6 protein-coding genes are annotated in these 12,320 nt (G+C 67.8%); all 6 read right to left on the bottom strand.

Annotated features, from left to right (window positions below):
* Positions 1 to 11: 11 nt before the first annotated feature.
* The 6 genes from ISP25_RS20270 to tssM all read right to left on the bottom strand — a co-directional run bounded on the left by ISP25_RS20270 (position 12) and on the right by tssM (position 12,316).
* Complete coding sequence (locus tag ISP25_RS20270; RefSeq protein ID WP_404616352.1) at positions 12 to 1,745, bottom strand: ShlB/FhaC/HecB family hemolysin secretion/activation protein; 1,734 nt, start codon at positions 1,743 to 1,745, stop codon at positions 12 to 14.
* A 787-nt stretch (positions 1,746 to 2,532) separates the two neighbouring features.
* Positions 2,533 to 2,862 (bottom strand): hypothetical protein, encoded by a 330-nt coding sequence (locus ISP25_RS20265; RefSeq protein WP_192156114.1) that lies wholly within the window; start codon positions 2,860 to 2,862, stop codon positions 2,533 to 2,535.
* Positions 2,859 to 6,545, bottom strand: coding sequence for a bifunctional serine/threonine-protein kinase/formylglycine-generating enzyme family protein (locus tag ISP25_RS20260; RefSeq protein WP_404616179.1), 3,687 nt, complete (start codon positions 6,543 to 6,545; stop codon positions 2,859 to 2,861). Before ISP25_RS20260 ends, ISP25_RS20265 begins: the two co-directional genes overlap by 4 nt.
* 11 nt (positions 6,546 to 6,556) lie before the next feature.
* The gene (locus tag ISP25_RS20255; protein ID WP_404616178.1) at positions 6,557 to 7,276 is read right to left on the bottom strand and encodes a PP2C family protein-serine/threonine phosphatase; all 720 of its coding nucleotides are present in this window, start codon (positions 7,274 to 7,276) and stop codon (positions 6,557 to 6,559) included.
* The gene (gene tagF / locus ISP25_RS20250; RefSeq protein WP_404616177.1) at positions 7,273 to 8,796 is read right to left on the bottom strand and encodes a type VI secretion system-associated protein TagF; all 1,524 of its coding nucleotides are present in this window, start codon (positions 8,794 to 8,796) and stop codon (positions 7,273 to 7,275) included. The genes ISP25_RS20255 and tagF overlap by 4 nt, the downstream gene beginning before the upstream one ends.
* A gap of 4 nt (positions 8,797 to 8,800) precedes the next feature.
* On the bottom strand, positions 8,801 to 12,316 hold the full coding sequence (gene tssM / locus ISP25_RS20245; RefSeq protein WP_192156125.1) for a type VI secretion system membrane subunit TssM: 3,516 nt from the start codon (positions 12,314 to 12,316) through the stop codon (positions 8,801 to 8,803).
* Between the last annotated feature and the right edge of the window lie 4 nt (positions 12,317 to 12,320).

Below are 12,320 nucleotides of genomic sequence, written 5' to 3'. Positions count from 1 at the left end.
GTCGTTGTCCGTCAGAACGTGAGGCCGAACCGCGCATAGACGTGGTAACCGTGCTTGTCCGAGGCATCCTGGCTGCCCAGCGGCACCGCGCCGTCGAGATGGAACTCGAGGTGGTGCCAGAACGGCAGGCGAAAGATGAAGCCCGCGCCGGCGCCGCTGTAGGTCACCGGGGTGAGTCCGGTGGCGCGCTCCGCGGCGACCGGGTAGCCGCGCGCGTAGTCCAGGAAGGTTTCCATCTCCAGCAGCTCGCGCCATGGCCGGCCGTGGAACGGCGACACCGCGGAACTGAAGCCCGGCGCGTCCACGTGGTATTCCAGCGATGCGTAGTAGCCGCGCGCGCTGAGTGCGTCGGCGATCGGATAGGCGCGCACGCTGTCCGGACCGCCGATGGCAAACTGCTCCAACGGCACCAGCACGTCGTTGGTGTACTGGCCGTTGAACTTGAAGTACAGCCGCTGCGTCTTGGTGAGGAACTGCATGCGGGTGTATGCGATGCGTTCGGAATGGAAATTGCGCGAGTGATCCGGGCTGACCAGGTCCGGCACGGCCGAGTCGTCGTTGATCGACTTGCGCACCGATACCTGCAGCACATCCACGCCGTTGAAGCGCTTGTCGATGTGCTGCAGGCCAAAGCCCAGTTCGGCCAGCTCGAAGCGCTCGTCGGACAGTGCGAAGTTGAAGCCGCCCATCTCCAGCTTCGATTCCTCGCGAATCAGGTGCAGCGAGCCGATCATCTTCAGGTCGTCGGTGTTGACGAACTTCCAGTCCGCGCCACCGAAATACGAGGAGCTCGGGCCCTTCACGTTGAGCTTGGCAAACGCGCCGGAGTTGATCTGCAACTCGCTGCGGGTGGCGCCGAATACTGCGCCCAGGCCCGGTTCCACCACCGTCGGGATGGTGTAGGTCAGCGAACCGTAGACGTTCTGGCTGGGGTCCATCGCGTAGTCGACCTTGGCATCCAGGCTGTCGCCGATGCCCAGCGGACTGTTCCAGGTGATGCCCGCTTCCGCACGGTAGCGCCCCGTTTCCGCCGTGCCGTAATTGTTCATGCCCAACGTGATGGTGTACGGCCGCGGCGCCTCGCGCGCCACCATGATCAGGTCGGTGTCGCCGGTCTGCTCGCCGGGCTGGAAGGTGGAAGTCACCGATACGCCCGGCAAATCGCGGTCGTACAGCAACGCGGTAACCACCGCCTGGTTCTGCAGGGCCTGCCCGCGCAGCTTCTCCGCCGGCGCCGCGATCACCCCGGCGCGGTAACGCTTGTTGCCCTTAACGATGATGCGGCCGATCTTGCCTTCCAGCACCTGGATGTACACCACATGGTCGCCGCCCACCGTCTGCGCCGGCAGGAAAGCGGTAGCCAGGATGAACCCGGCATTGCGGTAGCGGTTGGTGATCGCATCGGCCACGCCCTGCAACTGGTCGAAACCGAGCTGAACCGGCTGCGCCCCGCCGCCGCCCAGCTTGTGGAACTGCGCATCGGCCAGCGCCTGGATGCTTGCCAGGGTGATGCCGGCATCCTTGTGGTCGTCCACGCCTTCGACGCGGAAGCCGCTGACGGCGATCTGCTGGGTTTGCGCGTTGCCCACGTCGCGCTCCTTCAGCGGTGGCACCACGTTGTCGGGCGCTGCCGTCGGCGCGGCGGAGCTCGTCGCCGCTTGCGGTATGGCAGGGGTTGCCGGAGCCGCCGACGCGATGGCGGCCCCCGGCGCATGCGCGGTGTAGGCAACTACCTGCCCAGGCAGGTAGGCGTGCGCGTCCGGGTAGCCGGCCTTGTGCAGCGCCTCGGTGATATGCGCGGCCAGTTCCTGCAGTTGCGTCGCGCCCAGAGAAGCGCCATGCCCTGCCGCCTGCTGGTATTCGCGATCGATGATCGCCTGCACGGCAGGCTGCGCATCACTTCCCGCAGGCACGCCGCTGACCAGGATCTGCGGCGGACTCCCGCCGGTCGCCTGCGCCCATGCCTCTCCGGTTCCCAAGACCAGCGCCAACGCTGTTGCCAGACAGACCCTGCGCACGGCAATCCCCTTGATGATCGATGACCCACAGGCATGGGCCCCATGTGCCCCTGCCATCCCCCGGCTCGGTCACGACGGCCGACGGCGCACACCGGACAGCCGGTCGGCGCCCCGCTTGCGATACGTCAAACCAGACCTTCCCTGGTACCCAATGCGCAAAGTGGCGGGCTTTCCGGTCATTGCGGAAATGGCATGAAACATGCGGACCGGGGGCCGCGCCCCGGAGGAGCTGTGCAAAGCCATCGCGTGCAACGCACCTCCCCTGCGTGCCGCAACGCCCCTCTCAACCATTCGGACGCGTTCCGGCGCAAGCCCAGGTTCGACCTACGCGGCGTGCGCCTTGCCTGATCCGCGCCTCGGCATATTCCTCGCACTGCGCTGCAACGCCACAAGAGGATGCGCCAATCCGCTGCCTGCAGCTGATGTGATGCGTTTCAAGGGCTGCGGCCCGGCAGGGTGAATCAGCGCTCGTTTCCGGATTTGCCTGCATAAGGGCGGGCGAACATGACGCAGCTCAATCCGCCCGCATCAACCAGTAGAGCAGCAACGCGCACACCAGCAGCCCACAAGCGAAGGCCAGCAGTGGTTTCCATGCCACCACGCGGCGTTCGATGTGGTTGGCCGGCGCAGACCCGGCGGCGGTGGCAACCGCGGTATTGCGCACTCCCTGTTGGGTGATGCGGGTACGCAAGGTGTTGCGGGCGGTGATGCCATGGCTGTCGCACAGCGAGCCGAGCAACTGGCGCCGTCGCTTGCGGTATTCCTCGCGGGTGATGCGCCCGGTGTAGTGGGCTTCGTCGAGGATACGCAGCCCTTGATTGACGCGTTGCTCCCGATCGCTCATTTCAGCTCCCGCAACACCCGGAACCCGACGTCTTTCTGCGCACTGCCGCTGTCGCTGCGGTGGTTGTCCACCGTGCAGTCGGACCAATAGCTGTTGAAGCTGCCGCCGCGCGCCACCACCCCGCCGCCGCTGGTCGTCCACTCCCAGACGTTGCCGGACATGTTCACCAGACCCCACGGATTGGCTTCGCGGCCCAGTGCGGAGATCGGGCCGCTGCCGCTGTCGTCCCCACCACCCGGCGGAATGCAGTTGCTGTCCTGCGCCTGCTTCCAGCCGCTGCCCGCATGCGCCGCGTTCGTCCATTCGTCATCGCTGGGCAGGCGGTAGGTATAGCCGCTGGCGCTGCTCAACCACTGCAGGTAGCCCTTGGCCTGCGCGAGGCTGATGTTGCTGATCGGCAAGCTGGCGGCATCGTGGTCGCCCGGCGAGGTTTCACTGCACGCATGGGTGGCGCGGCAATAGCGGTTGAACTCGCCGACGGTGACCTCGGTGCGCGACATCGCGTAAGGCTTGCCGCCGCCAATGCCCGGCACCACCACCAGGGCCGGACCGCGTCCATTGCTGCCCAATGCGTCCATGCACGTACGGCCCTTTCCGACCAGTTCCGGACGCGCGCAAGGATCGTTGCCTGCCGCGGCGTTGGCGGCCGGGTTCGCAGTGGGGGCTGTTGCGCCGGCGGTTTCCGTCGCGGGCTTGCTCGGGTTGCCCGGTGTGGGTTTGGCCGTGGCGGCTGGTGCCTGTCCCGGCGTTGCTGGCGCAGGCGTGGTCGGCACCGGAGCCGCGGCTGCAGGAGATGCGGGTGTCGCGCTGGGTTTGAGGCTGTCCAACAACGCCGCGAAACTGCCTTGCGGCAGATGCCCTTGTTGCTTGAGTGACGACTCCAGCGCGGCCAGGCCCTGTGCATCGGCCTTGCGGGCGGCAGCCAGCTGGTTGCGCAGGCGCTGGTAGTCGGCATCGGCCAAGGGCTGGCCGTTGGCCTTGAGCAAGGTCGCGGCCATTTCGTAGCGTGCCTGTGCGTCGCGCAGGTCGCTGCGGTTGCCCAGCGCCTGCTGGCCCTGTGTCAGCAGGTTGGCCGCGGCCGTGTACTTGCCGTGCTGGAACTGATCGTCGGCCTGGCCCAGGTAAGCCTGCGCCACCAGTTGCGGGCCTTCCTTGGCGAGGAAGGGATTGTCCGGCTGGAGGCTGCGGATGCGGGTCAGGGACTCCAGCGCCTTGGCGGTGTCGTCGGCAGCCGCCGCACGTCGCACGGACTCGATGCGCGAAGCCACTTCGGCGGTGGCGGCCTCCTGGTCGAGCTGGGCCTGCGCCTGCGCCTGCAGGGTTGCCAGCTTGTCGCGCTGGGCGAGCAGCGGTGCCGACTGCGGCGCGTATTGCAGGCCGAAGTTCACCAGCGCCAGGTCCTGCGGCAGGTGCGTGGTATCGGCTTGTTGGCCGGCGATCCCCGCGATGGCGCTGCCCAGTGCATCCACCAGCTTGCGGGTTTCCGGCGAAGAGTCGTTGCGCAACGGGACCATGGCGGCGGCCACCGATTGTTGCCATTGCACGCTGGTCGACGGCGCAGCCACCAGCGCGGCCAGCGCGCTGCGTGCTTGCGGAATACTCTGCACGGCCGCACCCGGTGCCGCCACGACTGGAGCGGTGGCGGCGGCCAGCGCGGCCAGTTGCGCCTCGCGCTGCTTCAGGCGTGCCGAGTCCGGGAACAGCCGGGTCGCCAACGCCAGCTGCTGGCGCGCCACGTCCGCATGGCTGGCGCTGAGCGACTGACCGATGGCGATGTCGTACTTGAGCTCCAGCTCGGCGTTGTGCAGCAGGGCGCTGCGCGGATCGATGGCACGGATACGATCCAGCGTGGCCACCGCATTGTCGGGCTGGCTTTCGAAGATCGCGCCGGCGGCGATGCGCTGCGACAGCTCGGTGTCCAGCGTGTTGAGCAGGTCGTTCTTCTGCTGGGCGACTTCGGTGCGCCGTGCGTCGAGCTTGGGCGAATACAGTTTGAGTTGATCGCGCAGGTCGAACACGTGCTGCGCACCCGGGAAGTTGTAACGCCCTTGCGCCGGGTTCCAATAGGTATCGATGCGCGCGAGCAGGTAGTTCTGGATCGTGTCGCCCTGGTCCAGCACCAGCCGCTTGCGGTCGTCGTCGCCGAGGCTGCCCAGCGCCGCCATTGCTTCGTTCTCGTTCGCGTAGCGCTGCGAATCGGTGGGCGCGAAACGCGCGATCACGCGCGTGATGTGGTGCTGGTGCAGGTAGCTGATGGTGCCCCATGTGCCGCCCGCGATCGCGACGACGGCTGCCGCCCCGTAACCCAGCCACGGCACCACCCGCTCGCGCATACCGATGTCGCGCATGCCTTCGATCATCGCACCCGCAGTCTGCAGGCGGTCCTCGGTATGGAAGGCCACGGCGTCGCACAGCGTCTTGTATTGGCGCCTGGTCAGGCCTGGCACAGGCGGCGGCTTGCGGCCTTCCTTCAGCGCCACCTCGGCGCTCTGCTTGTCGAACGGATGCTTGCCGGTGAGCAGTTCGAACGTGACGCAGCCCAGCGCATAGATGTCGTCGGAGGGCGTGGGCTCCTTGCCCTGGATCATCTCCAGGCTGGCATAGGCAGGCGTGAGCGCGCCCAGCGTGCCGGCGTCGAACACCGTTTCCTCGCCGGTGGCTTCGTTGAGGTGCTTGCCGGCGCGCGCGATGCCGAAGTCGAACACCTTGGGCACGCCGTTGCGCGTGACCATTACGTTGCCAGGCTTGAAATCGGAGTGCACGATGCCGGCCGCGTGCGCGCGCTTCAGCGCCCAGCCCATGCCTTCGATCAGCGGTCGCGCCTGTGCCAGCGGCATGCCGTTGAAGGCGCGTTCGCGGATCAGCGTGCGCAGGTCGGTGCCGTCGATGTACTCCATCGTCATGTAGACGATGGTGCGGTCCTTGTCGAAGTCGTAGACGCGCACGATGTTGTCGTGCGCCAGCAATTGCGCGCGGCGCGATTCGCGCTGCAGCGCGATCAGCGAGTCGGGATGGCGGCGGAACTCGTCGTTCAGCACTTTCACCGCGACGTAGGGATCGCGGTCGCGCGCCTCCACCTTGCGTTCGTCGCGGGCGAGGAAGACCACGCCCATGCCGCCGCGGCCGATCTCGCGCTCGAGTAGGAAGCGGCCCTTGAGCAGCATGCCCACGCTGGCGAACTCGGCGCTTTCGGCGCCGGCCACCTGTTCCCAGCTGGAGCGGTTGAAGCTGCTGCTGGACGCCGTGCCCTGCGTGCCGGTGACGGCGGTGAGCGGGGGCGCATCGGGCGCGGGATGCTGCGAGGCAGGCGCGACCATGGTGGCGTCGGAATCGCCCGTGGGAGCCGGCGGCCGCGAGGCAGGCTGCACCATGGTCATGTCTGCGTCCCCCGACGGCGCCACCGGGGAGTTCGACACGCTCACCCGGGTCGCGTCCGCGTCGGCCGGGACGGGTGCCGGCGCAGGCGCCGATGCGGAGGGATGCAGGCTGCGCAGCTTGGCAGCAAGTGCGCGGGACAGCGAAGGCTCGAGGCGACCGTCCGTCGTCATCGCCTCCAGCAGCGCATGCTCGCCGCGCACGACGTCGTCCGGAAGTTCGCCGCGCGCGGCAAGGGCCTCGAACAGCCCCGGCAGCGTGATCCGCTTGGCCTCGTAGTCGGCAATCAGGTCGGCAATGGAAGTCATGGGATGTCTGGTCAGTCCTGGAGACGCACGATCACGGCGGAAATGTTGTCGCGCGCGGCACGCTGCAGCGACAGGTCGAACAGGCGCGCCAACAACGCCCCCGGCTCGGGGTGGCGGACGCATTCGATGTCGAGCTCGTCGTCGCCAAGCTCTTTGTTGATGCCGTCGGAGCAGAGCAGGAACTGCGTGCCGGGGCGGTTGCTCGCCACCACCCAATCCATGTACAGGCGATCCTCGGCCCCCACCGCGCGGCTGAGCACACCGGCGCCGGCCTGCGGCGACGACGCGCCGCCACCGAACTGGGTGACGTCGTCCTTGGCGCCGTGCACATGGTCGCGAGTGATCTGGCGCAACGGGCCGCCTTCGTTGCAGTAGGCGCGGCTGTCGCCAACCCAGCCGCAGAGCATGAAGTCTTTGTCGTGCACCAGCACCACCACGGTGGAACCGATGATGTCGCTGCCGCGTTCCAGCGCGGTGGCGACCAGGTCGGAGTTGGTCTGCTGCAGGCTGTCCTCGATGGACTCGATGAAGTCGAACACGCTGCCCGTACGCGGCAAGGCGCCGAGCCGCTCGACAATCATCTGGCTGGCGTAGTCGCCGGCGGCATGGCCGCCCAGGCCATCGGCGACCGCCCACAGGCCGACGTCGTCGCGCACCAGGATCGAATCCTCGTTGTGCTTGCGCACCTTGCCGGTTTCGGTGCGACCGACGGACTGGTAATGCAGGGTCATGGCTGCACCTCGATCACGGCCAACGGCCACCTGGCCGCGTGGGAATCCAGCCCCGCGGCGGCGGCGATGCGCGCGCACGCGGCGTCCGGCGACGGCAGGGCCAATGCCTCGGACAGCACGTGCGCAGGCAGTTCCGCGAGCAGCCGAGTGGCCAGCAGCAGCAGGCGGTCGCCGGTGTCGATCTCACAGACGACCTCGTCGCAGATCGGTTGCGAGGACGCCCCCAGTCCGGGCGCCACCGGCGAGGTACGGCTGAACAGCAAGTCGTCCAGCTCGCCGCCAAGCTCGGCATCGCCGGCCGGGCGCTCGCCGCCGGCGAACAGCGGATGCAACTGCCCTGCGCGCCAATGCCATGCGCTGGCGGTGCCGATGCGCAGCAGGTCCGCCCAGCGTCCGGTGACCCGCACGGCGATCACCGCGCCATCCTCCTGCACGGGCGTGGCATGCTCCACGGCCATCTGGCGCAGGCGCGTGTGCAGCACCAGCAAGCGCGTGCGCAAGGCCTGCATGCCGGCCACGAAATCGCTGGGCACGAAGCGGCCGATCAATTCGCTGACCGCGGCGGCGGCCTGCCGCCGCGGATCGGGGGCGCCGTCGTCGGCAACCACCAGGGTCAGGGCGCAGTCGTAGCGCTGCAGTACCCGCGCGCCGCCGACGCACGCGGCGCGCTGGGTGATTTCCGCACCGTCGGGCTCGCTGGAGCTTTGCGCGATGTCGTCGAGGCGCGGCACCAGGTCGGCGAACAGTTCGGAAAGATCATCGGGCAGACGCACCGGCGCCACCGCGTGGGTTGCCGACGCGCGCGAATCCGCAGCTGCGCTCGCCGCCTGGCGGGGCGCATCGGCATGCGCCGCATCAAGCATGCCGGCATAGGAAGAGGGATCGGGCAGGCCGCGGGTCACCAGCACGCTGGCCGGCATGCGCTGTGCGCCCAATGTCCACCAGAGTCCATAGCCAGACGGCAGCTGTGCCGACAATGCGCGCAGCCAATCGCTATCGACCAGCAGCGGCAGCGGCAGGCGCCAATGGCTCGCGCCGTGCCAGTCCAGCGCCGGCACGGCGGCATGTTCGACGGCGGACGGGACAAGCGGATCCGGCAGCGCGGCGATACGCGCATCGAATGTCTCGACAGATTCGCCACTTGCCTGTGATTCGTGGTGCGCGCGCTCGACGGCGGCGAACCAGGCGTCGTTGCGCAATGCCGTGGCGATGGCCGCGGCATCCGCCAGTGGCGCGACGATGGCCATCGGGAAGCAGCGCCCCACCCTGTCCGTCGCGGTGCCAACCACGCCGGCCCAGGCCTGTTCGCCGCAGATGCCCGGTGTCAGGACGAAGCGCCATGCCGCAGCATCGCGCCAGGCTTGCGCCCAGTCATCCCCCAACCGCGCGCGACTGGCGCTTACGGCCTGTTCGAAATGGCGATCCCACACGTCCACGAAAGACGCAGGCAGCCGCCGCTGCACGAAATCCCCGGTACCGGGAAGCTTGCCGAAGAATCCTGCCCCTGTCGGATTCGGCATGCGCCTACCCCCCGCACCGGAAACGCTGCACTTCGGTGTTGAGGAAGGGGTTCTTGAGGTTGCCGGCCTGGATCACCAGCTTCGCCACGTGGCCGCCGAAGTTGAAGCTGGCGAGGAAGCGCAGGTCCGACTGCTTCTGCAGATTCGCCGCCTGCAACGCGCGGAAGAACGCCCAATCGCCCTGGTAGTCGAAGGTGCTGAGCAGGGTGCCCGAGGCATCCCATGCGGACACCGTGACGTGGCCCGGCTGCGGTCCCGGCCATTTCATCGCCATGCTGCTGGCGGCGCCGGGCTGGTATGTGAACTTCTGGCCGTCCACGTCGAACTCCAGCTTGGCGATGCCGGTGTCGAGCTGCGGCGCGGTCACGGTGAAATCCACCTCCGGCACGTTGCCGGCGCGGAAATACATCTGACGGATGTCGTCGGCCATCTGCGCCTGCGCCAGCAAGCCGGGCGGGCCGGCCACCGCGCCGGGGCCGGTCTTCCACTGCCAGTTGCTGCCGCTGGCATCGACCAGCTTGGCCAGGGTCTGCTTGTTGAACGTGTCGAAGCTGCCGCCGTTGCCGAACAGCTCGCCGAAGTTCTGCAGCGGGATCTCCGTGCGGCTGTCCAGCGAGAACGGATAGCGGCCGCGCACGAAACTCGCGCAATCCTTGCCCACCGCCTGCTGGAACTGGTCGCCCAGTGCGCCCTTGGTGCCGCTGGCCACCAGCGATTCGCTCTTGCCGGTGAGCGAGGCTACCCAGCCGGACACCGGCGCCGGCAATTGCGCAGCCTGCTGCTGCGCCAACAGCAGTTGCGGATTGGGCTGGCCGGCGGCGTTGCTGAAATCGGTCATGGTCAGCAGGGTCTTGCCCAGCTGGTCGAGCGCAGCCAGCGTCTGGTCGATCGGCGCAGTACCGGGCGCACCCGCGCTGAGCTGGTCGAGCGTGGCGAAGTGCGCGGTGATCGCCGCGCCCGGCTGCGCCACCGGCGCCGCCGCCGCGCCACCGCCCGAAGAAGCCAGCGCACGGGCCAGCGCGTTCTGGGTGAGCTTCTGCTCCGCCTTCTTCTCAGCTGCCTGCTGCGCGCCAGCCAGAGCCTTGTCCTCCGCATCCTGCGGCGGCGCCTTCAACATGTCGCTGGTGTTGTCGCGCACCACGTTCAGCAGTGCCTTCAGCGGCGAGCTGGGGCCGGACAGCTTGGCGGCGATCGCGCTGGCGTCCTGGATGCTGGCGACCGGTTGCAGCTCGAGGTCGGCGAGCAATGCGTCCCAGGCCTTGATGTAGTCCTGCTCGTACAGCGCGATCACCTGCTGCGTGAAGCGCGCCTTCTGCAGCGAGTCGATCTTGGTGGCGCCGAACACCCAGTCGTCCTTGGCGAACTGGTCCACCGCCTGTGCCACGCCCTTGCTCGCCTCGTACTGGAACATCGGCTGCGTGTACAGCGCCGGGATCGGCTCGGACAGCGCCGCACCGCTCTTGCGCAGGAACACGCTGCCGAGCAAGCCCAGCGACTTGTCCAGTTGCAGCGGTGGATAGTCCGTGTTGCCGGCGCTCAGCTTGAGGTTGCCGTAGATGAGGGTGGGCAGGTCGGCGGTGCGCAGGGTGTTTTGCGCCTGCTCCACCAGGGTGGGATCCAGCTCCAGCGCACGCAGCCGCCCCGGTTCGTCCACAAGGGCATGGAAATGCTTCGCCAGCGCCTGCTGCAGCACTGGGTCGCCCGGGAACACCTTGCGCCACTCGATGTCGGTGAGCGCCACCAGCTCGTCGGCGTTCTGGTGCGCGGGCTCACCCAGCATCAGGTAACCCTTGAGGTAGTAGTACAACGCCTGCGGATCGCCGGCATTCCCGGTGAGCCCGCTGCGGAACTGCGCGGCCACGCCCGGCAGCAGCAGACCGTTGAGTTCCCGCAGATAGGCGTCATGCACCTCGTCGCCCACCTCGTTGCCCTGGTAGAGGCCGAAGCGCATGCCCATCGGCACGTCGCCCTTGTATTTGTTTGCTGCATCCTGCACGGCGGACAGGCCTTCCAGCCGCGCGAGCACGCGTGCGAAATATTCCTTCTGCGTGGTCGCCGCATCCACGTCGCTTTGCGCCGGATAGGCCTGCAGCGCCGTCTGCACCTGTGCGAGGTAATCGCGGTTGTGGCCGAAGCTGGTGAAGAAACCCACCACCAGCAGTGCCGTCAGCAGCAGCACACCCACATAGGAAGCCACCTGCAACAGCACCTTCTGCCGTTCCAGCGCCGGGTTGGTGCCGGCAAAGCCGGACTCGCCGAACAGCACATCCTTCAGCAGACGCTCGACGAAGAAGGTGCGCCGCTGCGCGCCCGGCACGTGGAGTTGCGCAGCATCCACACCGAAGGTACGTGCCACCGCACCCATCATGCGGTCGATGGGTGTGCCCTCTTGCGTGCCGGAAGTGAGGTAGACGCCACGCAGCAGCGGCGGCGCGGCATAGGTATGTCCGGTGAAGACGCCTTCCACGAAGCGCTTCGCAATGTCGCGCAGCGCGGACAACTGTTGCGGGAACGAGAGGATGGCTGCGCGCCGGTTGCGATCGCGTTCGGCATGCAGGCGGTCGAGGATGCGCGTGTCTAGCTGGCGCAGCAGCAGGTCGAACTCGTCGCTGAAGCGCTTGGCGGCGCTGCCGTCCATGGTGGCTTCGATGGGGAAGGAGAAGCCCCAGACCTGGCTGCGCAGTTCCGGGTTGAGATCGTCGAAGAACTCGCCGAAGCCCGCGACCAGGTCGCACTTGGTGAAGCTCAGGTACACCGGCACGCCGATGCGCAGATGCGTGCCCAGTTCTTCCAGGCGGCGGCGGATCGCCTGGATGTGTCCGGCCAGCCCCGCCTCGTCCAGCGTGAGCAGGTCGGACATGCTCATCGCGATCACCACGCCGTTGATCGGCCGGCGCTTGCGGTACTTGCGCAGCAGCTTGAGGAATTCCGCCCAGGCCGAGGCGTCGGCGTCGCGGTCGGAATCCTGCATGGTGTAGCGGCCGGCCGTGTCGAGGAACACCGCTTCGTCGGTGAACCACCAGTCGCAGTTGCGCGTGCCACCCACGCCGCGCAGCGCTTCCTTGCCGAAACGTTCGGACAACGGGAAATTGAGTCCGGAATTCTGCAGCAGGGTGCTCTTGCCCGAACCCGGCGGCCCGATCACCACGTACCACGGCAAGGCATAGAGATTGCTGCCGCGCCGCGTCTTGCGCAGGGTGTCCACCGCTTCCTGGAAACGCGCCTGCAACTGGTTGCGCTCGGCGGCGCTGCGGTCGTCGGCCTGCGCACCCTGCCCGGCCAGCTCGCCTGACATCTGCTGGGCCTTGCCGCGCGCGCGCCATGCGCGAATCTGCAGGATCGCCAGCCACACCACCACGATCAACACGATCAGCAGCAGGCGCGCGGCCACGCCGGCCAGCGGCTGCGAGGAACCGATGCCCAGGTACGGACCGCCCACCCAGATCAGCACGGCTAGCAACAGGATGCCGACGAGGGTGATGAACCAGCCGCTTTTCAACACGCTAAGGAACTTGGCCACGGAC

It is taken from the genome of Rhodanobacter hydrolyticus, assembly GCF_044904645.1.
The sequence above is the reverse complement of the archived record's forward strand: the minus strand, read 5'-3'. Positions and strand labels throughout refer to the sequence as shown.